Raw genomic sequence first — 25671 nt, 5'->3', positions numbered from 1 at the left:
ATCCGGCCACCCTACGGGGGGCCCGGCAGGGTGCGGACAAGGGTTTTCCCCGTATCGCGTTCATCCCCGCTTTGCCTACTGTCTGCCCACCGGCGATCCTCCCCGTCCGAACAGCCCCCGCGCCCACCCCACATGGCGTGAAGCTGGCAAGTCGGTCCTTCGCCGGTGCCACCGTTGCCCAGCCCCGACGCTGCGGCAGGCGACGACGTGGTGTGCAGCAGCGGCGGCCGGGCGGGCTTGACCAGCCCGTTCCGGCCCCGCGGCCGCCGGTCAACCTCCCACACTGCACCAACCGGCCGTCCCGGCGCATCCTGTGGCGGCCCGCGAAAGGGAACACCGTGCACGCATCCAGACGACGCAGGCTCATATCCGTGGTGGCGATGTCCGTCACCCTGCTCGCCGGCACCGCCACCACCTCCCTGGCGCTGACCGCCGCGGATCCCGCCCCCGGCGCGCAGACCCTGCCCGCCGCCGGTGCCCCCGCCGCCGCGGCCCCCGTCGAGAACCTCATCGTCGGGTACAAGAATTCGGCCGCCGAGGCCGGATCCAACTCCGCCGCCGCCGCCGACGTGGCGGCCAAGGGCAAGAAGGCCTCGAAGAAGGCCACCTTCGAGCGCCGCCTCGGCACCGGAGCCGCACTCGTCACCCTCGGCGCCCCGGCCGACGCGGCCGCCGTCATGGCCCAGTTCCGCGCCGACCCCGACGTCGCCTACGTCGAGGCCGACTCCCGCGCCTACGCCCTCGCCGTCACCCCCAACGACACCGAGTACGCCAGGCAGTGGGACCTCTTCGAGCCCACCGCGGGCATGAACGTTCCGGCGGCCTGGGACACGACCACCGGTTCCGGCGTCACGGTCGCCGTGATCGACACCGGCTACGTCGCCCACTCCGACCTGGCCGCCAACGTGGTCGCGGGCTACGACTTCATCTCCAGCTCCACCGCCGCCCGCGACGGCAACGGCCGCGACAACAACCCCGCCGACCAGGGCGACTGGAGCGCGGCCGGCGAGTGCGGCACCGGCTCCAAGGCCAGTGACTCCTCCTGGCACGGCACCCACGTCGCCGGCACCATCGCCGCCGCCACGAGCAACGCCAAGGGCGTCGCCGGCATCGCGTACGGTGCGAAGATCCAGCCCGTCCGCGTGCTCGGCAAGTGCGGCGGTGCCACCTCGGACATCGTCGACGCCATCACCTGGGCATCCGGCGGCACCGTCTCGGGCATCCCGGCCAACGCCACCCCGGCCAAGGTCATCAACATGAGCCTCGGCGGCTCCGGCGCCTGCACCGCCACGTACCAGAACGCCATCAACGCCGCCGTCGGCCGTGGCACGACCGTCGTCGTCGCCGCCGGCAACAGCAACGCCGACGCGGCCGGCTTCTCGCCCGCCAGCTGCAACAACGTGATCAACGTCGCCGCCAGCAACCGCACCGGCGACCGCTCCTTCTACTCGAACTACGGCGCGATCGTCGACGTCGCCGCCCCGGGCGGTGAGACCCGCCGCGCCACCGACACGCCCGGCACCATCACCACGCCCGAGAACGGCATCTGGTCCACCCTGAACACCGGCGCCACCACCCCCGGCGCCGAGAACTACGAGCCCTACCAGGGCACCAGCATGGCCGCCCCGCACGTCGCGGGCCTCGCCGCCCTGCTGAAGTCGGCGAACTCCGCGCTGACCCCCGCCCAGATCGAGTCCGCGATCAAGACGAACGCCCGTCCGCTGGCCGGCACCTGCACCGGCGGCTGCGGCACCGGCCTCGCCGACGCCGCCGCGAGCGTCGCCGCCGTGACCTCCACCCCGCCCACCCCGGGCTTCGAGAACACCACGGACTTCGCGATCGGCGACAACGCCACCGCGGAGAGCCCGGTCACCGTCACCGGTGTCACCGGCAACGCCCCGGCCACCCTCAAGGTCGCCGTGAACATCGTCCACACCTACATCGGTGACCTGAAGGTCGACCTCGTCGCCCCCGACGGCACCGTCTACACGGTGCACAACCGCACCGGCGGCAGCGCCGACAACATCAACCAGGTCTACACCGTCAACGCCTCCTCCGAAGTCGCGAACGGAACCTGGAAGCTGCGCGTCAACGACAACGCCGGCGGCGACACCGGAAAGATCGACTCCTGGAGCCTGACCTTCTGAGCCCGGTCCCACCCGCACCCGGAACACCCCTGACGGTGCGATAGTACGGACCAAACGAGCCCGCCGGACCTGCCGATACCCCACGTATCGGCAGGTCCGGAGGGTTTTCCTGTCACGTGACTGAATTCTGCGTCACAATCCGGGCCCGCCGGGCATCCGACCTCGTATTGTCGCGTCTCACAGGAAGGGCACAGGAACGGGCAAGCGAGAGGCTGGTGGCTGTGCGTGGTGGTGGCGACGGGGAACGCCGACACGACCGTCGGACACGGTGAACTGATCAAGGCGGTCGACCGCGCGCTGACCACGCACGGACGTGCCCTGCTCACCGGGCCCGCCGGCTCGGGCAAGACCGAGGTGCTGCGCGCCCTCACCGAGGCCGCCGCGCTGCGCCACGAGACCGTGCTGCGACTCGCCCCCGGAGCCGCCGACCGGTGGATACCGGAAGCCTCCGCCGCCGCCCTCCTCGCCTCCGTCCCCGCCGCCGCGCTGGAATGCCTCTCCGGACCGCAGCGCACCGCCATCGCCCTCCTGCGGCGCGAAACCGACGCACCCCGCGTCGGCCGCGACCACGTCGCCCTGCGCCTCGCCGTCGTCGAGGTGCTGCGCTCCCTCGCCGCCCGCGGACCCGTCCTGCTCGCCCTCGACAACGCCCAGTGGCTCGACGCGGAGAGCACCGACCTGCTCCGGTTCGCCCTGCGCCTGACCCCGCCACGGGTACGGGTCCTCGCCGCCGAATGCGTCCAGGGCGGGGCCCCGCTCTGCGAGGCCCTCTGGGGACCGGACACCCCCCAGATACGGGTGCCCCCGCTCGGCACCGACGAGGTCGCCGAACTGCTGGTGCGCCGCGGGCTCCCGGCCCGCCTCGCCGGCCGCATCCACCAGGCCAGCGGAGGCAACCCGCGCCTCGCCCTGGCGCTGGGCCACTCCCTCGCCGAAGCCGCCGGCTCCCGCGAGGGCGGCGCCCACCACGCCGATCCGCTGCCCGTCTCCGGACAGGCCCGCGAAGTGGCCCGACGGCTCCTCGGAGCCGTCCCCGCCCAGGCCCGGCGCACCCTGCTGTACGCCGCCCTCGCCGCCCGCCCCACCACCGCGCTGCTGCGGCGGGCCGGGCGCCCCGACGCGGAGGCCGAGCTCGCCGTGGCAGAACGGGCCGCGCTGCTCACCGTGGAAGAGGACGGCACGATCCGGTTCACCGCCGGGGCCCTGCCCACCGCGCTGGCCGCCGACGCGGGCTGGCCGGAACGCGCGGCCGGACACGCCGCCTTGGCCGCCGCCGTCGACGACCCCGTTCAGGCCGTACGCCACCGCGCGCTGGCCGTGGACGCCCCCGACGAGACCCTCGCCGCCGAGATCACCGAAGCCGCGGCCTCCTGCAGACGCCGCGGCCAGCGGGACCTGGCCGCCGAGCTCGGCCTGCTCGCCGCCGACCGGACCCCCTGCCACCTGCCCGGCGAGGAGCTCGCCCGGCTCGTCTGCGCCGCCGAGGACGCGGGCTGGGCCGGCCGCGCCGACCTCGCCCGCCGCGCCACCCGCGCCGTACTCGCCCGCGACGCCTCGCCCGCCGACCGGGTGCGGGCCCGCCTCGCCGTCATCGACGCCGAGGGCCAGGCCCTCGGATCCCTCGACGAGACCTTCGCGCACGCCGCGGCCGACGCCGAGGGCGACCCCGCCCTGCAGGCCGCCATCCGGCTGCGGCTCGCCTGGAAGCACAACCTCAGCGACGGCGACCCCGTCCGCTCCCGCGACGCCGCCGCGCAGGCCGGCGTACTGGCCCGAAGGGGCGGCGACCAGGTCGCCGAGGCCATGGCGCTGACCGTACGGGCCCGGATGGGCCGCATCCTCGGCGATCCGGACGCCGAGGAGATCCTCGCCGAGGCACTCGCCCTGCCCGCCCCCGAAGTGCCGCTCGGCATGCGCAACGCCCCGCAGTACCTCGCCGTCCGCCACGCCCTCTTCGACGACCGGCTCGCCGACGCCGGACGCCAGCTCCTGGTCCTGTTGCCCGCGGTGCGGCGCACCGGATCCGCCGAGGACGTCTTCGAAGTGCTGCGCAGCCTCACGGAGGTGGAACTGCGCCGGGGCAGGTGCGCCGCGGCCACGGCCCACGCCCGCGCCGCCCTGCGGCTGACCGTCGAGGCGGGCCTCTCGCCCGGCCCCGCCTGGTACGTCGCCGCGATGGCCGAGGTCATGGGCGGCGGATTCCCGCGCGCCGCCGGATACGCCCGGCGCGGTATCCAGGCCTCCGAGGAGGAGCACGACCAGATCTTCCTCTCCCGCGGCCTGTACGTGCTCGGCCTGGTCGAGCTGGCCACGGGCGAGGCCGCGAAGGCAGTGGTCACCCTGCGCCGCGTGGCCGAACTGGAAGCCGCCCAGCAGGTGGTCGACCCCTCGATCCTGCGCTGGCACGGAGAGCTGGCCGAAGCCCTGGTCGCCGCCGACGCGCCCGACGAGGCCGCCGAATTGCAGGCCCGGGTCCGTACGACGGCCCTCGCACTCGGCCGCACCAGCGTGATCGCAGCCCTCGACCGGGCCCGCGGGCTGTGCCTGTCCGCGCACGGTGACGCCGAGGCGGCCGTCGCCCTGCTGGAGGACACCGCCGAGCGCTTCGCACGCCTCGAACTGCCCCTGGAGCGGGCCCGTACGCTGCTCGCCCTCGCCCGGGTGGAGCGCCGCCGGCGCCGGCGCGCACCCGCCCGCGCCGCGCTGACGGCGGCCGCCGAGGCCTTCGCCCGGGCCGGCGCGACCCCGTGGGCGGAGCTCGCGAGGGAGCCGTCCCCGTCCGCGTCCGGGAGCGAGGGCGGCGGCGGGGGCCGGCCCCTGGCCGCCCTGACGGAGGCGGAGACCCGCCTCGCGGTGCTCGTGGCCCAGGGCGCCAGCAACCAGGAGGCGGCCGCGAAGCTCTTCGTCAGCGTGAAGACCGTGGAGGCCCGGCTGACCCGGATCTACCAGAAGCTCGACGTCCGGTCCCGGGCCCAGCTGGCCACCACGCTGCGGCTACGGTGACCGAAGACGGGCCGGCCCGGTTCAGCAGCTGAGGTTGTTCCCCGGGGTCACGCCCAGGACCTGGGTGAAGCTCTGGTAGGTGTTGATCCGGCTCTGCACCTGCGCGGGGTTTCCGCCGTTGCACTCCAGCGCGCCGTTGATGGAGCGGATGGTCTCGCCGAAGCCCGCGCCATTCACCATGGCCGCGTGGGCGGTCATGGTGCCCGGGCCGTTCTGCGTGTTCCAGTACCAGAGCGCGGTCTTCATCGCGACGGCCGGGTCCTGCTCCACCAGGTAGGGGTTGGCCAGGAGGTTGATGCCCAGGGCGTCGCCGGCCGCCTTGTAGTTGTAGTTCCAGCTCAACTGGATGGGCCCGCGCCCGTAGTAGGCGGCCTGTCCGGCGGGACAGCCGTAGGACCGGCTCGTGTCGCAGTAGTGCGGGTAGTTGGCGGTGTTCTGCTCGACGATGTGCACGAGCCCGCCGGTCTCGTGCGAGACGTTGGCCAGGAAGGCCGCCGCCTCGCGCCGCTTGACGGTGTCGTCACCGGTGGTGGCGAAGCCGGGGTAGGCCGACAGGGCTGCGACCAGGCCGTTGTAGGTGTAGAAGGGGTTCCGGTTCGGGAACATCTGGTTGAACTGGGCCTCGCTGACCACGAATCCGGAGGGGTTGGGGGTGGTCGGGTCCGGGTTCGGGGTCGTTCCGCCTCCGCAGACGCCCTGGTCCGACCAGACGCCCCACTGGCCGGTGGTGCCGGGGGTCTCGCCCTGGGTCCACCACTTGGCCAGCCAGTTGTGACCGCCGTACGAGGCGGTCGCGCCGCCGGTGTAGACGGCCGAAGTCGCCCACGCGCCTGCGCAGGCGGGAGCCGCGGCGGCGGGGGAGGAGGGGAGGGCGATCGCGAGGCCGAGGGTGACGGCCGCGGTGGCGGCCAGCGAGAGGGCGCGGCGGCGCAGGGTGCGCTTCACGGAAGTTCTCCTTCAGTGGGGGGAGTTGCCGTGGGGGGCAACGGACAACTGCGCCCACTGAAGCGAGGATGGTCTGGACCTGTCAAGGTCTAGACCAAAACGAAGCGCCGGTGCCACGCCCCGAAGGGCGGTGCACCGGCGCCGGGTTGTGGGGGTCAGCTACCGGCGGAGAGGTTGCCGGAGAGGACCGGGATGTTGTCCAGGATGTGCGAGGCGGTCTCGTCACCCTTGGCCTGGGTGGAGTTCTCGGCGCACTGCTGGTTCTGCGGGTTGGACGCGATCGGGATGTCCTGGACGCCGACGTTGACCAGCGCCAGGATCGACTGGGCGTTGACCTTCGCGGGCAGGCCGACGCAGAGCTTGTTCAGGGAGCCCTGGATGGCGGACATCTGCGGGCTCATGGCGCCGCCGGTCTCCTGGTTGCCGAAGACCTGCGAGGCGCCGTTGCCGTTGACCGTGTTGACGCCGTTGTCGTTGCCGATCGCCATCGCCGGGGAGGCTACGGCGGCACCGGCACCCAGAACGGCGGCGGTGGCGGCTGCGGTGGCCATGAACTTCTTGAGCATGTGGGAGATCCTTCTTCTGTCGCACTGTCGCATGAGATAGCTGCCCTCGGCGGGACGAGCTGCTCAACTGCCGTGGACACCGGGGGTTATCACCCATCACCCGAGTGGCTCAACCTTGCACTCCACCGGTGCGGTCGCGCGTCGGCCGATTGACCCAATGCAGACGGGCGGGCGGATCCTGCTCCCCGAGTGCGTACGTGCGCGTGCGCCCCGGGTTCGCGCCCCGTGCGCTGGGGGGTGCCGTCCCCGACCGGAATCCGGACCGTACGCGGTCCCGGACCCGGTCGGGGACGGCGGGGGCGGTGTCGCGGCAACGCGACGCCGCGGCGGTCAGCCGGTCTTGCGGCGGACCTTCTTGTTCTTGCCCCCGGGGTTGCCGCCGGCGCCCTGGATCTTCGCCCGGCTCTGGTGCGCCTGCTGCGACTGGGTATTGGCGGCGTTCCGCTCCAGGGCCTCCTTGAACTTCCGCTTGGCCTCCTCGGCCGGCGATTCGTTCTGCGGGGTGTCTGATTCTTCTGACATGCGTCCTCCTGGAATGTTCTGAAGCCGTTGCAGTCTGTCAGGTGGTGTTTCCCCTGGCCAACGCGTTCGCGCGAGGCGACTCCGGACCGGTCTCAGGCGTCCTTCTCCAGGGTCGGCCGCAGCCGCTCGAGCAGGGTGTGGAGCGTCGCGCGCTCGGTGTCGTCCAGGACGTCGAGGGCGCCGTGCGTGGCCTGCATCTCCTCGCGCACCCGGCGGATCACCTCGCGGCCCGCGTCCGTGGCCACGACGTTCTTGACGCGCCGGTCCGCGGGGTCGGGCTCGCGGCGGACCAGCTCGCGGGCCTCCAGCCGGTCCACGATGCCGGTCACGTTCGAGGCGTCGCACACCAGGAGGGTGGCGAGGCCCCGCATCGGGAGCGGGCCGTTGAGCTGGGCGAGGACCTTCGCCTGGGTGGAGGTGAGGCCGTGGTGCGCGGCAGCCGACGCGAAATCCCGCCACTGGGCGGTGCCGATCGCGGCGAGCAGCTCCAGCAGCTCCAGCTTGGTCGGGGCGGCGTGGGGGGTGGTGGCGCTCATGCCCGGAGCGTACTCAAGGTGCTTCACATTATCAACCTTTTACTTGACCACCTTAACTATTGAGGTCTACCGTCTGCTGGAGTCGAAGTACTTGATGACGTCAAACATCTGCGATCTGAAGCACTGAAAAGGTCCCCCTGCCATGAGCCCCACCCCCTCCGCCGCCACCCAGGCCGGCGGCCGCCGGAACGAGACGGTCATCGTCTTCGCCCTGAGCCTGGCCGCCATGGTCGTGTCGATGATGCAGACGCTGCCGGTCCCGATCCTGGGACTGATCCGCAGTGATCTCGGCACCACCACCGCCAACGTCAGCTGGGTGACCACCGCCACCCTGCTGTCCGCCGCCGTCTTCACGCCGCTGCTCGGCCGCTTCGGCGACCAGCACGGCAAGAAGCCGACGCTGGTGGCCGTACTCGGCGTCATGGTCGCGGGCTCCGTCATCGCGGCGCTGGCGTCCTCCCTGCCCCTGCTCCTCCTCGGCCGCGTCCTCCAGGGCGCCGCCACCGCGATCTTCCCGCTGGCCCTCTCGGTGCTGCGCGAAGAGGTCCGCCCGCAGAAGCTCCCCGGAGCGATGGCCCTGGTCAGCGGCACCCTCGCGTTCGGCAGCGGCCTGGCGCTCGTCGCCACCGGCCTGCTGACCTCCGGCAGCGACGCCGACTACCGCAACGCCTTCTGGATGGCCACGGGCTTCGCCGTGCTCGCGCTGCTCGCCGTCGTCTTCCTGGTTCCGGCGACGCGGCACAAGACCGGCGGCCGTACGGACTTCCTCGGCGCGCTCACCCTGGGCATCGCCCTGCTGCTGCTCCTGCTGCCGATCTCCCAGGGCCACGAGTGGGGCTGGGCCTCCGGCCGTACGCTGGGCAGCTTCGCGGGCGCCGTCGTCATGACCGCCGTCTGGGTGTTCACCGAGCTCAAGGTCCGCGAGCCCCTCGTCGACATGCGGATGTTCGTCCACCGTCCGGTCCTGATGGCCAACCTGGCCGGCATCCTCGTCGGCTTCGGCATGTTCGCGAACTTCCTGGGCGTCTCCTACCTCGTCCAGATGCCGAAGGCCCTGACCGGCTACGGCTTCGACGCCTCCATCCTGCGGGCCTCCGTGGAGTTCCTGCTGCCCGGCGCGATCGTCTCGCTCCTCGCTTCGCCGATCGGCGGGCAGCTGGTCCGCCACCGCGGGCCGCGCGCCGCACTGGCCGTGGCCGCGGCCCTCGGGGCCGCCGGCTTCGGCTGGCTGGCCCTGGACCACGGGCACAGCGTCTCGGTGATCGGCGCCGGCCTCATCGTGGGCGCGGCCGTCAGCTTCGGCTACGCGGCCATGCCGGCCGTGATCATGGCGAGCGTCCCGCACCACCAGAGCGGCATCGCCAACGGCATCAACTCGATCTCGCGCTCCACCGGCAGCGCGATCGGCAGCGCCATCGTGACCACCATCCTGGCCTCGAAGACGATCGAACACCTCCCGGCGGGAGTTCCCGCACTGCCCGCCGAATCCGGCTTCACCCTCACCTTCGTCATCGGCGCCGTGGCCTTCGGCCTGGTCGCGGTGATCAGCGGAATCGGCCTGCGCGGGGCGCACGGTCCGCGGACGGACGCTACGGGCGCCACCACTCCGGCGGCCGCGGGGAGCCCGGCGCCGGTGGCCATCGCGGAGTCCGCCGCGAAGACCCCCGTGCCGTCTGCCGGGAAGGCCGACGCCTGATGCGGTGATCGACTGACCGGCCCGCACCGCATCACCGGAGCGGCGCCACCTCACCACCGAGCCGCCCCCGGGCCCCGCCGCGCACGCGGCAGGGCCCGGGGGCGGCTTTGATCGCCGACAGCTGCACCAGCGTGGACGCGATCGCCGCCGCCTACCAGAAGGTCGCTCTGCGGTGACGACCTCGCGGTCGGCTGAGCGCACCGGCCGGCCGTCGGCTGGATAGGCTCGACCGGGCCCGTAAAGGATCTCCCCGGGCCCGGAAGGGTGCCATGAGCAGCGAAGCAGTGATCCGGATCCTGCGGGCGGCCGACCGCCCGGCGGCCCGGTGGAAGAACGGCGGGGGAGTGACCCGCGAGATCGCCGCCGGCCCCGAGGGCTCAGGGATGGACGATTTCGGCTGGCGGGTCAGCCTCGCGGAGGTGACCGCCGACGGCGCCTTCTCCGTGTTCCCCGGCGTGGACCGCACGCTCACCCTCGCGGAGGGCGCCGGCATGGACCTCGAGATCGGCGGCGCACGACGCCTCGTGGACCGGCGGTACGCGCCCCAGCGGTTCCCCGGCGACGAGCCGACCGGCTGCCGGCTGCTGGGCGGGCCGGTGGTGAACTTCAACGTGATGTACCGCCGCGGCGTGGTGAGCGCCGACACCGCCGTCGTACGGGGCGACCTGGCGCTCGCCGTCCGGCCCGGCGAGAACCTGCTGATCGTCGCCCTGGAGGGGACGGCCGAGGTCGACGGCTCCGCCGAACTGGGGCCGTACGACGCGGCGTTGACGACCGGACCGCGCGAGGTCGTGCTACGGAGCTCCGGGCGCGCGGCGGTGGTCCGCCTGGCCCCGGCGCAGGCCCCGGCCCCGGCCCCGGACCCGACGGAGCCCGGCCGGGCTCAGCCGGCGTAGGAGGCCATCCGTTCCACCAGGGTCCGGGGCGCTCCGGCGCCGAAGCACAGGTCGAGGCTGTCCGCGGACTCGGCCGCGGCGGCCTCGGAGCGGGGGAACATCGCCTCCTCGTACACGGCGAGTGCCCCCTCCCGGTCCCCGGGGCGGGCGACCAGGGCCGCGGCGAGTTCGGCGCCGTCGAGCATGGCCAGGTTGGCGCCCTCCCCGGCGAAGGGGGACATCAGGTGTGCGGCGTCGCCGATCAGGGTGATGCCGGGGGTGCGGGCCCAGCGGTGGCCCACCGGCAGCGCGTGAATCGGCCGTCCCACGAGCGGGACGTCGCTGCCGGCGACGAGCGCGCGCAGCCGCGGGTCCCATCCGGCGAACCGCTCCAGGACGGCTTCCGTCTCCGGGGCGGAACCGGCGGCCCAGTCCTCGCCCGTCCGCAGGGCGGCGTAGACGTGCACGGTGCCTCCCGGCTCGCGGTGGGCGAGCAGGCCCAGGCCCTCGTCGAGCGCGAACATCATCCCGCCGCCGACCAGGGCCGCGCTCGCGGGATGGCGGACATCCGCGTCGTACAGGTGCGCCTCGGCGAAGGACAGGCCGCAGTACCGGGGGAGCGCGGACGAGACCAGCGGGCGGACCTTCGACCAGGCGCCGTCCGCGCCGATGAGCAGGCCGGTGGTGAAGACGGACCCGTCGGCCAGGGCCACCTCGTGGACGCCGCCGGCGAGGGCCCGTACGCCGGTGGCCTTGGCACCCCAGCGGACCGTTCCCACGGGGAGCGAGTCGAGGAGGAGGTCGCGCAGCGCGGCACGGTGCACTTCGGGACGGCCGCGGTCCGCGCCGTCCTGCTCATCGGCGTGCTCGAGGTGGACGGCCGCGCCGCTGTCGAGGATCCGCATGGCCTGGCCGCCGGGGAGCACGAGCGCCCGGAAGTCCTCGTGGAGCCCGGCCGCGCGCAGGGCGGCCTGGCCGGATTCCTCGTGCAGATCGAGCATGCCGCCCTGGTCGCGGGCGGTGCGTGAGGCGTCGAGGTCGAAGACGGCCGCCTCGATTCCGTGCACGTGCAGGACGCGGGCCAGGGTGAGGCCGCCGAGACCGGCGCCGATGATCGCGAGGGGGTGGTGGGTGGTCATGGTGGTGCTCCTTCGGTGAGCCCGGGTGAGTGGTGCGCCGGTGCTGAGGGGGTGGGGTGGGAGTGGGGTGGGAGTGGGGCCCGGCGACCCCCTTCCAGAAGAGCACAATGACTATGAAAGTGCAATCGATACACTTTCGCAGTGGCTAGTGGATGCGGCTCTATGCTGGTCGCATGACACGCATCGACAAGGCAGAGGCAGAACCGGACGGCTCCGGGCGACGCGAACGCAAAAAGGCCGCAACCCGGCAGGCCCTCGCCGACGCCGCCCTGCGGCTCTTCCTTGAGAAGGGCTTCGACCAGGTCAAGGTCGCCGAGGTTGCCGAGGCCGCCGACACGGCCCTGACGACCCTGTTCGCACACTTCCCCGGCGGGAAGGAGGCGCTGATCCTGGAGGACGGCGCCGAGCGGGAGGAAGCCCTGGCCCTGGCGGTGCGCGGCCGGGCCGACGGGGTGTCGGTCCTGGCGGCGCTGCGCGCGTTCTTCGCCGGCCGCGGTCCCTTCGACCCGGACCCGGCGCCGGAGTTCCTCCGCAAGACGCAGCTCGTCGTCGCCACGCCCGCGCTGCGCGCCTACGCCCGGCGGATGTGGACGGGCTGCGAGGAGGCCCTGGCCGGGGTCATCGCCGAGGAGTGCGGACTCCCGTCGGGGGACGACTCGCTGCGGATTCTGGCCCGCTACGTCCTGGAGGTTCCCGATCTCGCAGGCACGCGGCCGGACCCGGGGCGCGCCCTGGATGTGGCCTTCGACCACCTGGAGCGCGGCTGGCCCGGGGTGTGATCCGAACTCCCCTCCGTGTGCGAAGCGTTGACAAAGTCGTCATCTGCTAGAAACCTGTGGCGCCATGGCCGCATAACTGCGATCAGATCACTCAAAAAATTAATAACGGTACGCAAGTTTGCGGCAGGCGCGGCTGCGTCGGGCCGGGTCCCCTCATGGAACAGAGGACAGCATGAGATGGAAGCAAGGCGGCCGGCTGATGGTGGCCGGCGCGGTGGTGGCGGGACTGATGTCGGTCGGACTCCTGCCCGTCGGCCTCGCCGCGGCGGCGGGCGGACCCAACCTCGCCCTCGGCAAGTCGGTTTCTGCGAGCGGCTCCCTCGGCGGGTACGGGGCCCCGGGAGTCACCGACGGCAACCAAGGCTCGTACTGGGAGGGGCCTTCGGGCACCTTCCCGACCTGGGTGCAGGTGGACCTCGGAAGCAGCGTCGCCGTCGACCAGGTGGTGCTGAAGCTGCCCGCCCCGTGGGAGACGCGGACCGAGACGCTGACCGTGCAGGGCAGCACCGACGGGAACACCTTCACCACCCTGTCCGCTTCGGCGGGCCGGGTCTTCAACCCCGCCCAGTCGAACGCGGTGACCATCGGGTTCACGGCCGCGACGGTCCGCTACGTGCGGGTGAACGTCTCCGCCAACACGGGCTGGCAGGCCGCGCAGATATCGGAGCTCGAGGTGTACTCCGCCAACGGCAGCGGTGACCCGGGCGATCCCGGGGACCCGGGCACTCCGCCGCCCGTCGGCGTGAACCTCGCCAAGGGCAAGCCCATCGAGGCCTCCTCCACCACCCAGTCGTTCGTCGCGGCCAACGCGAACGACGACAGCGTCACCAGCTATTGGGAGGCGGGCGGCCAGCAGTCCACGCTGACCGTGAAGCTGGGCTCCAACGCCGATGTCACCGGAGTGGTCCTCAAGCTCAACCCCGACCCCGCCTGGGGCAACCGCACCCAGAGCTTCGAGATCCTGGGCCGGGAGCAGTCGGCGAGCGGGTTCACCACCCTGAAGGCCCGCGCGGACTACGCGTTCAGCCCGGCCGGCAACCAGAACACCGTGACCGTTCCCGTCACCGGCCGGCTCGCCGAGGTCCAGCTGAAGTTCTCCGGCAACACCGGGGCCGGCGGCGGACAGGCAGCCGAGTTCCAGGTCATCGGCGCCGCCGCCCCGAATCCGGACCTGACGGTCACGGACCTCGCCTGGTCCCCGGTCACCCCCTCCGAGAGCGACGCCGTCACGGTCAACGCAACCGTCCGCAACGCCGGTACGGCCGCTTCCCCGGCCACCACCGTCAACGTCAGCCTGGAAGGCGCCGTCGCGGGCAGCGCCCCGGTCGGCGCCCTCGCGGCCGGAGCCTCCGCCACCGTCCCGGTCGCCGTCGGCAAGCGCCCGATGGGCAGCTACACCGTCTCCGCCGTCGTCGACCCGGCCGGCACCGTTCCGGAGCAGAACGACACCAACAACAGCCGTACGGCCGCGGCCAAGCTCGTCGTCGGCCAGGCCCCCGGCCCCGACCTGGAAGCCCTCTCCATCGCCACCAACCCGGCCAACCCGGCCGTGGGCGCCGCGGTCTCCTTCACCGTGGCAGTCCGCAACCGGGGCACCAGCGCGGTGAGCGCGGGCACCATCACCCGGCTGGTCGCCGGATCCACCACCCTGAACGGCCCCACCCCGGCGATCCCCGCCGGTGAAACCGTCAACGTGCCCATCAACGGCACCTGGACGGCGGTCAGCGGCGGAGCCACCCTCACCGCCACCGCCGACGGGACCAATCTCGTCACCGAGACCAACGAAACCAACAACAGCCACTCCCGCGCCGTGGTCGTCGGCCGTGGTGCGGCGCTCCCGTACACCGAGTACGAGGCGGAGGCCGGAAGTTACACCGGCACCCTGCTGCAGAGCGACGCCAAGCGCACCTTCGGGCACACCAACTTCGCCACCGAGTCCTCGGGCCGCGAGTCAGTGCGCCTCTCCTCGGCCGGCCAGTACGTGCAGTTCACCTCGACCAACCAGGCCAACTCCATCGTCGTGCGCAACTCGATCCCGGACGCCGCGAACGGCGGCGGAGCCGACGCCACGATCAGCCTGTACGTCAACGGCAGCTTCGCCCAGAAGCTGAACCTCTCCTCGAAGCACAGCTGGCTCTACGGCAGCACCGACAGCCCCGAGGGTCTGACCAACACCCCCGGCGGCGACGCCCGCAGGCTCTTCGACGAGTCGCACGCCCTGCTCGCGCAGAGCTACCCGCCGGGCACCACCTTCCGCCTCCAGCGCGACGCGGGCGACACGGCCTCGTACTACGTCATCGACCTGATCGACCTGGAGCAGGTGGCCCCGGCGGCGTCCAAGCCCGCGGAGTGCACCTCGATCACCGACTACGGGGCGATCCCGAACGACGGCATCGACGACACGCTCGCCATCCAGAAGGCCGTGACGGCGGACCAGAACGGGCAGATCGCCTGCGTCTGGATCCCGCAGGGCCAGTGGCGCCAGGAGCAGAAGATCCTCACCGACGACCCGCTGAACCGGGGCCAGTTCAACCAGGTGGGCATCAGCAACGTCTCCATCCGCGGCGCGGGCATGTGGCACTCGCAGCTCTACACGCTCACCCAGCCGCAGGACGCCGGCGGCATCAACCACCCGCACGAGGGCAACTTCGGCTTCGAGATCGACGACAACACGCAGATCTCCGACATCGCCATCTTCGGATCGGGCCGGATCCGCGGCGGCGACGGCAACGCCGAGGGCGGCGTGGGCCTCAACGGGCGCTTCGGCAAGAACACCAAGATCACCAATGTGTGGATCGAGCACGCCAACGTCGGCGTCTGGGTCGGCCGTGACTACGACAACATCCCGGCCCTGTGGGGTCCCGGCGACGGCATCGAGTTCAACGGCGTGCGGATCCGCGACACCTACGCCGACGGCATCAACTTCGCCAACGGCACCCGCAACTCCACCGTCTTCAACTCCTCCTTCCGCACGACCGGCGACGACGCCCTCGCGGTGTGGTCCAGCAAGTACGTGAAGGACCAGTCGGTGGACATCGGCCATGACAACCACTTCCGCAACAACACCATCCAGCTGCCGTGGCGGGCCAACGGCATCGCCCTGTACGGCGGTTACGGCAACACCATCGAGAACAACCTGATCTACGACACCATGAACTACCCCGGCATCATGCTGGCGACCGACCACGACCCGCTGCCCTTCTCCGGGCAGACCCTGATCGCGGGCAACGGGCTCTTCCGCACCGGCGGCGCGTTCTGGAACGAGGACCAGGAGTTCGGCGCGATCACCCTCTTCCCGTCGAACCTGCCCATCCCGGGTGTCGTCATCCGCGACACCGACATCCACGACTCGACCTACGACGGGATCCAGTTCAAGACCGGCGGCGGGGTCATGCCCGACGTCAAGATCACGAACGTGACCATCGACAAGTCCAACAACGGGTCCGGCATCCTGGCCATGGGCGGGGCGCGCGGCAACGCCATCCTGTCCAACGTCACCATCACCGGATCCGCCCAGGGCAACATCCTGATCGAACCCGGCTCGCAGTTCCTGATCAGCGGCGGCTGACGGCAGGCGGGTTCACCGCTTGCCGAGCTTGACCCACCTCGCCGCACCGGGGACACCCTCGGCGTCGAGGAGGAACAGCATGTAGTAACCGGGCGGGGCGTCGGCCGAGGTGGCCGGCGCCCGCAGCCCGATCGTGCGGCCGCGGACACCGGTCATCCGCAGCTCCAGATGGCGCTGACTGGTGTTCACCGCGTGGGTGACCGTGGTCGGCGCCAGCAGCACGGCCCGCCGTACGCCGGCGGCCGTCGAGCTCTCCACGGAGAACTCCGCGCCGTGGGCGATCTCGCCCGCCGGGACCCGGTCCAGCACCGGCCGGGCTCCCCGGTGCAGGTAGGCGGGCTCGTAGATCTCGATCGAGCCGTCCATGCCGTCCTTGATGTCCGGGTCGTTGGCGATCTGCTGGAGCTCGTCCCCGGTGACCATGACCCGGCCGTCCGGCAGCACCAGGGCGTTGGAGTGGTAGCCCCGGGGAAGCCGCTGGGCCGGCCCCAGCCGCCAGCGCCCGTCCGCACCCCGCAGTTCGGTCTGGCGGAACTTCAGATCGGCCTTCGGGTTGAACGGCCCGAACCCGTAATCCCTGGTGTCCTTCGCCCCGTTGACCGTCAGCAGCGTGCCGTCCGGCAGGATCAGCGTGTCGTCCTGGGTCCGGCCGAAGGCGCGCGGCTCCTCCGTGGTCCAGGCGCCGCCCGACAGCCGGTAGGTGTTCGGGTCGAGCGGATCCCCGCCCAGCACCAGCACCGAGTCCGGTCCGCGGAGCCCCGCCGGCAGCGGCACGGCGGAGCCGTAGCCCCGGAAATCGGCGGGCCGCCTGGGCAGGTCCGTACGGGTCTGCGCGCGCGGGTCGAAGAGCCACTGCTGGTCGGCGTCGCGCCCGAGGCCGTAGATCATGCCGTCGCGCAGCGAGAACAGGTGAGGGTAGTCGTTGCGGAACGGTGCGTCGGAGCGCATCCGCTGCACGGAGAGGTCCAGCGGGATGTCGTACGGGCGCCAGGGCACCGGTTGCCCCAGCGCCGGGAACCGCTCCACCACCGGGGTCGGTGTCCCCGTGCCGCGCTCCGACTGGCCCGACATGATGATCTGGCGGCCGTCCGCGCCGGTCACCACCGACGGGTACCAGCGCCCCACCGCCATATCGCGGTTGCGGTACCAGCCCTCGGTCCACGGGTCGAAGACGAAGGACAGCTTCGCCCCGCTGCCGCCCTTCCCGCCGGTGTTGCCGCCGAACACCCCCAGCATCCCGTTGGGCAGGAAGGAGTGCCCGGCGCAGAAGAACGGCGCGGGACGCGGGGCGTGCGTACCGTCGGGCATCAGCACGACGGGCGGGGTGACCTTTTTGAACGCGCGCGCTCCCGTCCCCTTCGCCGGATCCCACAGATAGGCGCGGCCCGCGTTCGCCGGACCGATCCGGTCCGTGGGGCCGGTCTCCTTGGTGGGGTCGGTCTCCACCCGGGAGAAGGAGAAGAGCAGCACCTTGCCGGTGGGCAGCTGGGCCACGTGCACACCGAAGTCGGGGGAGGGGAAGTACGCGGCGAACCGTCCCGAGACCGCCGGCGTGAAAGCGGAGTTGGCCTCGCGCTGCGAGGCGGCGAGCGAGGCCAGACTCGCGTTGCGACGGGCCTGCGGGTACTCCACGGCGCCCTTGGCCGCGCGGCGCAGATCGGCGTGGGCGCGCCCGTGACCGGCGCCGATCACGGCGGCCTCGGCCGCATCGGCCGGCTCGGCCGCATCGGTCCCGCCGTCCGTGCCGTGCCCCGGCATCCCGGCCGCGGCCGGGGCGGTCGCGAGGACCAGGGCGCAGACGGCCGCGGTCGCGGAGAGCAGGGCGGACCGGTGCAGGCGGCGCATGGGGCTCCTCGGCGCGGGCGGTTCCGTAGGGCGCTCAGCATAGGAAATACCGGGATGAATAGGGTGATCCGACGTGCTCGGCGCCGTGCCGATGAGCCGTTCGGCCCTCCCCGCAACGCTGCCCGAACGTTTCTGCGGTGAAATGGCCCGGCCATCGGAGTGAGGCCGCGCACCCGTTCCCCCACCGGCCGGGTAGGGACCGATTGCATGGCCGCGTGATCAGAACACTGCGTTCCGCGCTCGGCGCCGTCCTCGTGACCGGCGGCCTCCTCACCCTCCTGCCCGCCTCCGCCGCCGGGGCGGCGGGTGCCCCCGCGGCCCCCGCCGCGCCGGAGGACCGGGTGACCGTCGACGTCTCCACAATCAACGGCTCGGGGTGCCGGCCGGGCAGCGCCACCGTCGCCGTGGCCGAGGACAACTCGGCCTTCACCGTCACCTACAGCGAGTACCTGGCCATGGCGGGCGGCAACAGCGCCCCGACCGACGGCCGCAAGAACTGTCTGCTCTCCCTGCTCGTACACGTCCCGCAGGGGTACACCTACGCCGTCGCCCAGGTCGACTACCGGGGATTCGGCAGCCTCCAGCAGGGCGCGATCGGCACCCAGAAGGCCAGCTACTACTTCCAGGGCATGAAGCAGACCGACTACCGCACCCACAAGTTCCAGGGCAGGCTCGACGACAACTGGCAGGCCACCGACACCACGGGCATCGAGGCCCTGGTCTTCGCCCCCTGCGGCGAACTGCGCAACTTCAACATCAACACCGAACTGCGCGCCGAGGTCGGAACCTCGGATCCCTCGACGACCAGCTACATGGCGCTCGACTCCACCGACGGCAGCATCAACAGCGTCTACCACTTCTCCTGGAAGAAGTGCACGGCCCGCTGAACCGGCCCGGCGCGCTCCCCGCGGGCGGTCGCGCGGGACTCCCGCTCAGGAGTCCCCCCGCGCGGCCGCCTGCCGCTGCCGCTTGCTCATGGGGGCCAGGGTGAGGTCCTGGGCCTGCGAGCTGATCCGCTTGAAGCCGTACCCGTGCTCCGTCAGCCAGGTCTCGGCGGCGAGCTCGGCATGGGCGGTCGCGTCCAGGACGTCCTCCTCGGCCTCGCCCTCGGCGAGGAAGCGGAAGGTGAAGAAGGGCCGGGCCGCCACGTCGTACGTGAGGTGCCCCTCGGGAGTGAACTCGGCCGTCAGCATGTCGTGCCGGGCCGCGTCCGCGAGGAGCGCGGCACGCTGCTCCTCGGTGAGGCCGTCGAAGGACCCCCGGACGGTGATGCGGAAGGTGCGGGTGCTCATTCCTTCAGCCTAGGCGGCGCTCCACGCCGTCCGCACCGGGATTTCCGGGGGGCCGCCACTCGGACGGCCCAATCGCCGAGCGCCGCGAACGGCCCCGGCGTCACCCGGTCGACACGGCTGCGACCTGGGCTTTCGCGCAACTGCCCGGTATGCCGGGCGTGTCGCGCCCCGCTAGCGTCGGCAGAGTCCGGAGTCCTTGGTGATTCCGCGAGGGGGGTCCTGCTATCCGCCTGTGCGAGAGGCCGAGCCGATGCTGAAGGACGCCCCGATAGCCCAGATGCCCCCGATGGCCAGCCTGCTCCGTGTGGAGAAGGGCGTGGCGGACCCCGAGGAACTCGCCGCGATCGCGGTGGTGGTCGCCTGCTTCGCCCGCCGCAACTCCGCCGGAGCGGGAACGGCCCCCGGAGCCGGAACGGCCCCCGGAGCGGGAACGTCCCCCGCCGGGGCCGCCCGCCGCCGGCGCCCCGCGCACCGCGGCTCCGGCTGCTGGGCGGGCTGCTGGGCCTGCGGCTGACGCGACCCGCACGGGATCGGCAGCACCCATGAACGCCCCTGCCCCCGGCCCGCTTACGGGCCGGCGGCAGGGGGACCAATCGGCGTCCGGGCCGGTCAGGCCCGGCGCAGCACCGTCGACAGCGCCTCGGTCAGCGCGGCCTCGGCATCGGCCACCGGCCCCTGCGAGCGCCAGGCGACGAACCCGTCCGGCCGCACCAGCACGGCGCCCTCCGGGGACATGGCGTGCACCTCGCTCCAGTCGGCTCCCTCCTCCTGCACCAGATCCGTGCCGGGAGCCCTCGGGGACCCGATGGCGGCGGACCCGATGGAATACGCGTCCAGCTTCACCGACAGCCGCTCGGCCACCCGTTCGGCCGCCGCCCGCCACGGCGAGCCCGCGCCGCACAGCAGCACGAACGCGCGCTCGTACAGGTCCACCGTGGAGACCCGCTCACCGTCGGCCCGCGTCAGCCACATGTGCGGGGCCCGCGTGCCGGGGTCGCCCTTCATGCGCATCCCCTCCGGGATGACCGGGCGGTCCGGCGCCCCGCCGACGAACGCCCCGCTCGGGTACCCGTAGGCCATGGCCGTCGTCAGGACCCCGCTGCCCGGTCCGCCGCCCATGGTGGGCGGCGGCGCGTACCCGGGGTGGCTGTGCTCCGCCGAACGGGCCGAGGCGCGCTGGGCGGTCGCCACGGCCACCGGGTGCCGCTCCGCTCCATAGGTCTCCAGCAGTTCCATGCCTGCCGAGCCGTTCAGGACCGCCGCGATCTTCCAGGCCAGGTTGTGCGCGTCCTGGATGCCGGTGTTGGAGCCGAAGGCGCCGGTGGGGGACATCTCGTGAGCCGCGTCGCCGGCCAGGAACACCCGACCGGAGGAGTACCGCTCGGCGATCCGTTCCGCAGCGTGCCAGGGGGCCTTGCCGCCGATCTCCACGTCCAGGTCCGGTACGCCGATCGCGGCCCGGATCTGCTCCCTGCACCGCTCCTCGGTGAAGTCCTCCAGGGTTTCCCCCTGGTCCGGGTGCCACGGCAGGTGGAAGACCCACTGGGTGTCGTTGTCCACCGGCAGCAGCGCCCCGTCCGCACCCGGCTTCATCAGGTAGCAGACGATGAACCGCAGGTCGCCCAGCACCTCCACGAGCTGCCGCGAGCGGAAGGTGACGCTGACGTTGTGGAACAGCTCGCCGCTGCCCGACTGGGGGATGCGCAACTGCTCGCGCACGGGGCTGCGCGGGCCGTCCGCCGCGATCAGGAAGTCGGCGCGCACGGTGATGTGCTCACCGGTCTCCCGGTCCTTGACCAGCGCGTTCACCCCGGTCTCGTCCTGGTCGAAACTCATCAGCTCGGTCGAGAACCGCACGTCGGCGCCCTGGGCGCGACTCTGCGCGGCGAGGATCGGCTCGATGTTGTTCTGGCTGCACACGCACCAGCCGGTCGGGCTGAACTTGCTGAGCGCCCCGGCCGGGTCGATGGCCTTGACCAGCCACTTGTGGTCGCCGCCCAGCAAGGACTCCGTCTGCAGGATGCCCATGTTGTTCTCCAGCGCGGACGCCGCCTGCCGGATGGCGCCCTCCGCCCCGGCCACCCGGAACAGCTCCATGGTCCGGGCGTTGATACCGCGCCCGCGCGGGTGGTCCGAGGTGCCGGCGTGCTTCTCCACTACCAGGTGCCTGATGCCGTGACGGCTCAGGAACAGCGAGGTGGACAGACCCACGAGGGAGCCGCCCACGACGAGAACCGGTACGCGAACATCTGCCGTGTCTTCCATCAGCTGCGAGCTCCTGAATTCTGTGTGGGGGGAGTGCACTCTTTTATGCCCCCGATCGCCGGCCAAGCTCAGGAGATACGCCGCTTGTCACCCGCTTGATGCGGAGATGTAGCGGTACGTCCGCACCCGGATGACGATGAGCGACAGCGGTTCCCCCGAAGACACGCCGGCCTGCCGTCCCCGCGACGGCCGCAGGCCCGGGGCGGTCACCGCCGAGGACGGACGAGGGTCCGTACGCGATGAACATCCCCGCCCTCCCCCAGGGCCCTCACGAAGGAGTGAGCAGATGACGACCACCCTGTCCGAACGGGTGTCACAGTCCGCCTTCGACGGCTCCATGCTCCGGGTGGTCCTGCTGATGGACCTCCACGAAGGAGCCCAGCAGCGGTTCTTCGAGGCGTACGAGCAACTGCGCCACGACATCGCGTCGGAACCGGGCCACATCAGCGACCAGCTCTGCCAGTCCTTCGAGAACCCCTCGCAGTGGCTCATCACCAGCGAGTGGGAGAGCGCACCGCAGTACCTCGCCTGGGTCAACAGCGAGCACCACGCCGAACAGGTGCGCCCCCTCGGCGCCTGCGCCCGCGCCATGCGCCCGCTCAAGTACACCGTCCTGCGCGAGACCGGCCGCGGCTACCAGGACGCGCGGCGGCCCACGGGCGCCCGGCTCCAGGAAGCGCCCAGGCTCGGCGCCGACATCGTCCGCCACGCCCTGACCTTCACGGTCAAGCCCGGCAGCGAGAAGGAGGTCGCGGCCCTCCTCTCCAGCTACGCCTCCCCGGCGGCCGACGTCGACGGCCACACCCGGCTCTGCCGCACCACCCTGTTCATGCACGGCAACCGGGTCGTGCGTACGGTGGAGGTCCGCGGAGACCTGATGTCAGCCCTGCGGCACGTCTCCGAGCAGCCCGAGGTACGGGCCGTCGAGGAGGCCATCAACCCCCACCTCGAACAGGACCGTGACCTCGGCAATCCCGAGTCCGCCCGGATGTTCTTCATGAAGGCCGCGCTCCCGGCCGTCCACCACGTCGCCGCGCGCGAGGCCGGCGGCGCCGACCGCTCCGACGTACGGCGCCACGCGCTGTTCTACCCGGCCAAGCCCGGCTGCGGACCGGCACTGGCCCGGTTCCTCGCCCGGCAGGACGAGGAAGCCGCCCACCGGCCCGACGCCCCGACCGTGAGCAGCAGCATCTTCCAGCGCGACGACATCGTCGTACGCCTCATCGACGTGCGCAGCCCGCACGGCGCCGGGCTGGAAACCGCCTTCGGCGTCCGGGGCCCGCGCAAGGCGGCCGTACTCGCCCGCCTGATGGCCGGACCCGTCAGCGGATCCGAGGGGGCCGCCGAGTCCGCGGTCCGCCACACCATGAGCCTGATCACCGACCGCAGGGCCCCCGCCGAAGGCTGACCCGCAGCCGCCCCCGGCCGGCCCACCCGGCCCCCGGACCTCACATCCCCGGACCCCCCCACCCACCAGCCCCGTCCAGGCTCCCCACCGCCAGGAGGAACCCCCGCCATGACCAGACAACGCCCACCGCACATCGTGGACCTCAGCGAGACGCAGCCCAACACGCGGCGCGGCGGCGACCTGAGGGCCGTCCTCACACCGACCTCGGTGGGCTGCACCAGCGGCTTCATGGGCCTGGCCGTCATGGCGCCGGGCGAGCACATCGCCGAGCACTACCACCCGTACTCCGAGGAGTTCGTGTACGTGGTCGCCGGCGAGCTGGAGGTCGACCTCGACGGCGAGGCCCACCCGCTCCTCACCGACCAGGGACTCCTCGTCCCGATGAACGTGCGCCACCGCTTCCGCAACGTCGGCGGCACCGAGGCCCGCATGGTCTTCCACCTCGGACCGCTCGCCCCGGACCCCAAGCTCGGGCACGTGGACACGGAGGAGGCCGTCCACCCGGAGGGATCCGCCTGGGAGCGGCCCCCGGACCGCGCGGGAGCGGTCTCGTGACCCGCCGACGCGTGGCCGTCACCGGGGTAGGCGTCGTCGCCCCCGGCGGGATCGGAGCCTCCGCCTTCTGGGAGCTCCTCTCCAACGGGCGTACGGCGACCCGCGGCATCACCCTCTTCGACCCGACCGGCTTCCGCTCCCGGATAGCCGCGGAGGTCGACTTCGACCCCGCCGCACACGGCCTCGGCGCCGAGGAGGCGGCCCGCGCGGACCGGTACATCCAGTTCGCGCTGGTCGCCGCCGCCGAGGCGGTGCGCGACGCCGGACTCGACCTCACCACGGACGAAGCCTGGCGCACCGGAGTCTCCCTCGGCACCGCCGTGGGCGGCACCACCCGCCTGGAGCACGACTACGTGGCCGTCAGCCAGTCGGGAGACTGGTGGGACGTGGACCACCGGCTCGCCGGGGCCCACCTGCACCGCGCCTTCACCCCGGCCACCCTGGCCTCCGCCGTGGCGGAGAAGACGGGAGCACGCGGACCGGTCCAGACCGTCTCCACCGGCTGCACCTCCGGGCTCGACGCCATCGGCTACGCCTTCCACTCCATCGCCGAGGGCAAGATGGACGTCTGCATCGCCGGCGCCTCCGACTCACCCGTCTCGCCGATCACCGTGGCCTGCTTCGACGCCATCAAGGCCACCTCGCCCAACAACGACGACCCCGCCCACGCCTCCCGGCCCTTCGACGCCGACCGTGACGGCTTCGTCCTCGGCGAAGGCGGCGCCGTCCTCGTCCTGGAAGAGCTGGAACACGCCCGCGCCCGCGGCGCGACCGTCTACTGCGAGATCGGCGGCTACGCCACCTTCGGCAACGCCCACCACATGACGGGGCTGACCACCGAGGGCCTGGAAATGGCCCGAGCCATCGAAACCGCCCTCGCCCAGGCCCGGACCGACGCCCGCGAGATCGACTACGTCAACGCGCACGGCTCCGGAACCAAGCAGAACGACCGCCACGAGACCGCGGCGGTCAAGAAGGTCCTGGGAGACCACGCCTACAAGACGCCGATGACCTCCATCAAGTCCATGGTGGGGCACTCCCTCGGCGCCATCGGGGCGATCGAACTGGCCGCCTGCGTCCTGGCGATGACCCACCAGGTCGTCCCGCCCACGGCCAACTACGAGACCCCCGACCCCGAATGCGACCTGGACTACGTCCCGCGCGTCGCCCGCGAGCGCAAGCTGCGCAACGTGCTCTCCGTGGGCAGCGGTTTCGGCGGCTTCCAGTCCGCGGTCGTCATGACCCGCCCCGACGAGCGCAAGGAGGAGGTGGTCTCGTGAGCGTCCGTACGGTCATCACCGGCATCGGAGTGGTCGCGCCCAACGGCATCGGCGCCGAGGCCTTCTGGAAGGCGACCCAGTCGGGAGCCTCCGTCCTGGGCCGCGTCACACGGGAGGGCTGCGAACACCTCCCGCTGCGCGTGGCGGGTGAGGTACGGGGCTTCGACGCGGCCTCGGTGGTCGAGGAACGCTATCTCGTCCAGACCGACCGCTACACCCACCACGCCCTCGCCGCGGCCGACCTCGCCCTGGAGGACGGCCGGCTCGGCCGGGCCGACTACGAGGACGACCCCTTCTCGGTCGGCGTGGTCACCGCCGCCGGGTCGGGCGGCGGCGAGTTCGGCCAGCGCGAGCTGCAACACCTCTGGGGCCAGGGCCCGCGCTACGTCGGCCCGTACCAGTCGATCGCCTGGTTCTACGCGGCCAGCACCGGGCAGATCTCCATCCGCCGGGGCCTCAAGGGCCCCTGCGGGGTCGTCGCCGCCGACGAGGCGGGCGGACTCGACGCCTTCGCGCACGCCGCCCGGGCCATCAACCAGGGCAGCAAGGCCATGCTGGTCGGAGCCACCGAGGCGCCCCTGGCCCCGTACTCCATCGTCTGCCAGCTCGGCTACGAGTCCCTGAGCACCCACGAGGACCCGGAGCGGGCCTACCGGCCCTTCACCGAGAAGGCATGCGGCTTCGTACCCGCCGAGGGCGGCGCGATGTTCCTGGTGGAGGAGGAGCAGGCGGCCCTGCGCCGCGGTGCCTCCGTCCGGGCCCTCCTGGCCGGGCACGCGGCGACCTTCACCGGCCCGCACCACCCCGAACGGGCCGACGCGTCCGCCGAGGGTCTGGCCCACGCCATCAAGGGCGCCCTGCGGGACGCGGGCTGCGCCCCCGAGGAGGTGGACGTGGTCTTCGCCGACGCGCTCGGCACCCCCGAAGCCGACCGGGCCGAGGCGGCGGCGATCCTCTCCGCCCTCGGAGCACACGGGCGCAAGGTGCCGGTCACGGCGCCCAAGACCGGGACGGGCCGGGCCTATTGCGCGGCCCCGGCCCTCGACACCGCCGCCGCGGTCCTCGCCCTGGAGCACGGCATCGTCCCGCCCACGCCGAACGTGTTCGACGTGTGCCACGACCTCGACGTGGTGACCGGCAGCGCCCGCCCGGCGCAGCTGCGCACCGCGCTCGTGCTGAGCCGGGGCCTCATGGGCTCCAACGCCGCGCTCGTCATCAAAATCCCCTCCTAGAGACAGAAGGAGCCGCTC

The 25671-nt window shown here is 72.4% G+C and carries 20 protein-coding genes; 12 read left to right on the top strand and 8 right to left on the bottom strand.

What is annotated here, in order from left to right:
* Positions 1 to 380: 380 nt before the first annotated feature.
* Positions 381 to 2147 (top strand): S8 family serine peptidase, encoded by a 1767-nt coding sequence (locus ACFYM0_RS09865; protein ID WP_388499344.1) that lies wholly within the window; start codon positions 381 to 383, stop codon positions 2145 to 2147.
* Between the two features lie 225 nt (positions 2148 to 2372).
* A complete protein-coding gene (locus tag ACFYM0_RS09860) occupies positions 2373 to 5150 on the top strand; it encodes an AAA family ATPase (RefSeq protein WP_388498683.1) in 2778 nt (925 codons plus the stop codon).
* Between the two features lie 21 nt (positions 5151 to 5171).
* On the opposite strand, the gene ACFYM0_RS09855 is transcribed toward ACFYM0_RS09860, so the two are convergent.
* The 4 genes from ACFYM0_RS09855 to ACFYM0_RS09840 form a co-directional block, all read right to left on the bottom strand.
* Positions 5172 to 6083: a glycoside hydrolase family 19 protein gene (locus ACFYM0_RS09855; RefSeq protein WP_388499342.1), complete on the bottom strand. Its 912-nt coding sequence runs from the start codon at positions 6081 to 6083 to the stop codon at positions 5172 to 5174.
* 167 nt (positions 6084 to 6250) lie between these two features.
* Positions 6251 to 6661 carry a rodlin gene (locus tag ACFYM0_RS09850; protein ID WP_388498681.1) on the bottom strand — a complete coding sequence of 137 codons (411 nt, stop codon included), beginning with the start codon at positions 6659 to 6661 and terminating at the stop codon, positions 6251 to 6253.
* 330 nt (positions 6662 to 6991) lie between these two features.
* A complete protein-coding gene (locus tag ACFYM0_RS09845; RefSeq protein ID WP_388498679.1) occupies positions 6992 to 7183 on the bottom strand; it encodes a DUF5302 domain-containing protein in 192 nt (63 codons plus the stop codon).
* 92 nt (positions 7184 to 7275) lie between these two features.
* Positions 7276 to 7719 carry a MarR family winged helix-turn-helix transcriptional regulator gene (locus ACFYM0_RS09840; RefSeq protein ID WP_388498677.1) on the bottom strand — a complete coding sequence of 148 codons (444 nt, stop codon included), beginning with the start codon at positions 7717 to 7719 and terminating at the stop codon, positions 7276 to 7278.
* A gap of 142 nt (positions 7720 to 7861) precedes the next feature.
* Between ACFYM0_RS09840 and ACFYM0_RS09835 the strand changes: the two genes are divergently transcribed.
* Positions 7862 to 9415 (top strand): MFS transporter, encoded by a 1554-nt coding sequence (locus tag ACFYM0_RS09835; protein WP_388498674.1) that lies wholly within the window; start codon positions 7862 to 7864, stop codon positions 9413 to 9415.
* A 269-nt stretch (positions 9416 to 9684) separates the two neighbouring features.
* Entirely contained in the window at positions 9685 to 10311 is a 627-nt protein-coding gene (locus ACFYM0_RS09830; RefSeq protein WP_388498672.1) for a HutD family protein, read from the top strand.
* On the opposite strand, the gene ACFYM0_RS09825 is transcribed toward ACFYM0_RS09830, so the two are convergent.
* A complete protein-coding gene (locus ACFYM0_RS09825) occupies positions 10299 to 11429 on the bottom strand; it encodes an FAD-dependent oxidoreductase (protein WP_388498670.1) in 1131 nt (376 codons plus the stop codon). The genes ACFYM0_RS09830 and ACFYM0_RS09825 overlap by 13 nt on opposite strands.
* Before the next feature lie 173 nt (positions 11430 to 11602).
* Here ACFYM0_RS09825 and ACFYM0_RS09820 point away from each other — a divergent pair, with 173 nt between their 5' ends.
* Entirely contained in the window at positions 11603 to 12208 is a 606-nt protein-coding gene (locus ACFYM0_RS09820; protein ID WP_388498668.1) for a TetR/AcrR family transcriptional regulator, read from the top strand.
* 172 nt (positions 12209 to 12380) lie between these two features.
* On the top strand, positions 12381 to 15776 hold the full coding sequence (locus ACFYM0_RS09815) for a CARDB domain-containing protein (RefSeq protein WP_388498667.1): 3396 nt from the start codon (positions 12381 to 12383) through the stop codon (positions 15774 to 15776).
* Between the two features lie 12 nt (positions 15777 to 15788).
* Here ACFYM0_RS09815 and ACFYM0_RS09810 read toward each other — a convergent pair whose 3' ends face one another.
* A complete protein-coding gene (locus ACFYM0_RS09810; protein WP_388498664.1) occupies positions 15789 to 17621 on the bottom strand; it encodes a galactose oxidase-like domain-containing protein in 1833 nt (610 codons plus the stop codon).
* 215 nt (positions 17622 to 17836) lie between these two features.
* Between ACFYM0_RS09810 and ACFYM0_RS09805 the strand changes: the two genes are divergently transcribed.
* A complete protein-coding gene (locus ACFYM0_RS09805; protein ID WP_388498661.1) occupies positions 17837 to 18508 on the top strand; it encodes a DUF4360 domain-containing protein in 672 nt (223 codons plus the stop codon).
* Positions 18509 to 18553: 45 nt separating this feature from the next.
* Here ACFYM0_RS09805 and ACFYM0_RS09800 read toward each other — a convergent pair whose 3' ends face one another.
* On the bottom strand, positions 18554 to 18913 hold the full coding sequence (locus ACFYM0_RS09800) for a DUF6204 family protein (RefSeq protein ID WP_388498658.1): 360 nt from the start codon (positions 18911 to 18913) through the stop codon (positions 18554 to 18556).
* A 232-nt stretch (positions 18914 to 19145) separates the two neighbouring features.
* Between ACFYM0_RS09800 and ACFYM0_RS09795 the strand changes: the two genes are divergently transcribed.
* The gene (locus tag ACFYM0_RS09795; protein WP_388498655.1) at positions 19146 to 19427 is read left to right on the top strand and encodes an acyl-CoA carboxylase subunit epsilon; all 282 of its coding nucleotides are present in this window, start codon (positions 19146 to 19148) and stop codon (positions 19425 to 19427) included.
* A 95-nt stretch (positions 19428 to 19522) separates the two neighbouring features.
* Here the strand turns inward: ACFYM0_RS09795 and ACFYM0_RS09790 are convergent, their stop codons facing one another.
* Positions 19523 to 21178 carry an FAD-dependent oxidoreductase gene (locus tag ACFYM0_RS09790; protein ID WP_388498652.1) on the bottom strand — a complete coding sequence of 552 codons (1656 nt, stop codon included), beginning with the start codon at positions 21176 to 21178 and terminating at the stop codon, positions 19523 to 19525.
* Positions 21179 to 21464: 286 nt separating this feature from the next.
* Here ACFYM0_RS09790 and ACFYM0_RS09785 point away from each other — a divergent pair, with 286 nt between their 5' ends.
* The 4 genes from ACFYM0_RS09785 (at position 21465) to ACFYM0_RS09770 (ending at position 25653) form a co-directional block, all read left to right on the top strand.
* Complete coding sequence (locus ACFYM0_RS09785; RefSeq protein WP_388498649.1) at positions 21465 to 22586, top strand: SchA/CurD-like domain-containing protein; 1122 nt, start codon at positions 21465 to 21467, stop codon at positions 22584 to 22586.
* Positions 22587 to 22694: 108 nt separating this feature from the next.
* The gene (locus tag ACFYM0_RS09780) at positions 22695 to 23141 is read left to right on the top strand and encodes a cupin domain-containing protein (RefSeq protein WP_243333070.1); all 447 of its coding nucleotides are present in this window, start codon (positions 22695 to 22697) and stop codon (positions 23139 to 23141) included.
* Positions 23138 to 24421, top strand: coding sequence for a beta-ketoacyl-[acyl-carrier-protein] synthase family protein (locus tag ACFYM0_RS09775; protein ID WP_388498646.1), 1284 nt, complete (start codon positions 23138 to 23140; stop codon positions 24419 to 24421). Before ACFYM0_RS09780 ends, ACFYM0_RS09775 begins: the two co-directional genes overlap by 4 nt.
* On the top strand, positions 24418 to 25653 hold the full coding sequence (locus tag ACFYM0_RS09770) for a ketosynthase chain-length factor (protein ID WP_388498643.1): 1236 nt from the start codon (positions 24418 to 24420) through the stop codon (positions 25651 to 25653). The genes ACFYM0_RS09775 and ACFYM0_RS09770 overlap by 4 nt, the downstream gene beginning before the upstream one ends.
* Positions 25654 to 25671: the final 18 nt, after the last annotated feature.

Origin of the sequence: Streptomyces sp. NPDC006487, from assembly GCF_042870555.1 — a bacterium.
In the GTDB taxonomy this organism is placed as follows: Bacteria; Actinomycetota; Actinomycetes; order Streptomycetales; family Streptomycetaceae; genus Streptomyces.
This window is presented reverse-complemented; position numbering and strand designations above follow the sequence as displayed.

Coding starts and splice junctions, on each gene's coding strand:
- ACFYM0_RS09865 (WP_388499344.1), top strand. CDS start 381: ATGTCCGTCACCCTGCTCGCCGGCACCGCCACCACCTCCCTGGCGCTG.
- ACFYM0_RS09850 (WP_388498681.1), bottom strand. CDS start 6,661: ATGCTCAAGAAGTTCATGGCCACCGCAGCCGCCACCGCCGCCGTTCTG.
- ACFYM0_RS09845 (WP_388498679.1), bottom strand. CDS start 7,183: ATGTCAGAAGAATCAGACACCCCGCAGAACGAATCGCCGGCCGAGGAG.
- ACFYM0_RS09840 (WP_388498677.1), bottom strand. CDS start 7,719: ATGAGCGCCACCACCCCCCACGCCGCCCCGACCAAGCTGGAGCTGCTG.
- ACFYM0_RS09835 (WP_388498674.1), top strand. CDS start 7,862: ATGAGCCCCACCCCCTCCGCCGCCACCCAGGCCGGCGGCCGCCGGAAC.
- ACFYM0_RS09830 (WP_388498672.1), top strand. CDS start 9,685: ATGAGCAGCGAAGCAGTGATCCGGATCCTGCGGGCGGCCGACCGCCCG.
- ACFYM0_RS09825 (WP_388498670.1), bottom strand. CDS start 11,429: ATGACCACCCACCACCCCCTCGCGATCATCGGCGCCGGTCTCGGCGGC.
- ACFYM0_RS09820 (WP_388498668.1), top strand. CDS start 11,603: ATGACACGCATCGACAAGGCAGAGGCAGAACCGGACGGCTCCGGGCGA.
- ACFYM0_RS09815 (WP_388498667.1), top strand. CDS start 12,381: ATGAGATGGAAGCAAGGCGGCCGGCTGATGGTGGCCGGCGCGGTGGTG.
- ACFYM0_RS09810 (WP_388498664.1), bottom strand. CDS start 17,621: ATGCGCCGCCTGCACCGGTCCGCCCTGCTCTCCGCGACCGCGGCCGTC.
- ACFYM0_RS09800 (WP_388498658.1), bottom strand. CDS start 18,913: ATGAGCACCCGCACCTTCCGCATCACCGTCCGGGGGTCCTTCGACGGC.
- ACFYM0_RS09790 (WP_388498652.1), bottom strand. CDS start 21,178: ATGGAAGACACGGCAGATGTTCGCGTACCGGTTCTCGTCGTGGGCGGC.
- ACFYM0_RS09785 (WP_388498649.1), top strand. CDS start 21,465: ATGACGACCACCCTGTCCGAACGGGTGTCACAGTCCGCCTTCGACGGC.
- ACFYM0_RS09780 (WP_243333070.1), top strand. CDS start 22,695: ATGACCAGACAACGCCCACCGCACATCGTGGACCTCAGCGAGACGCAG.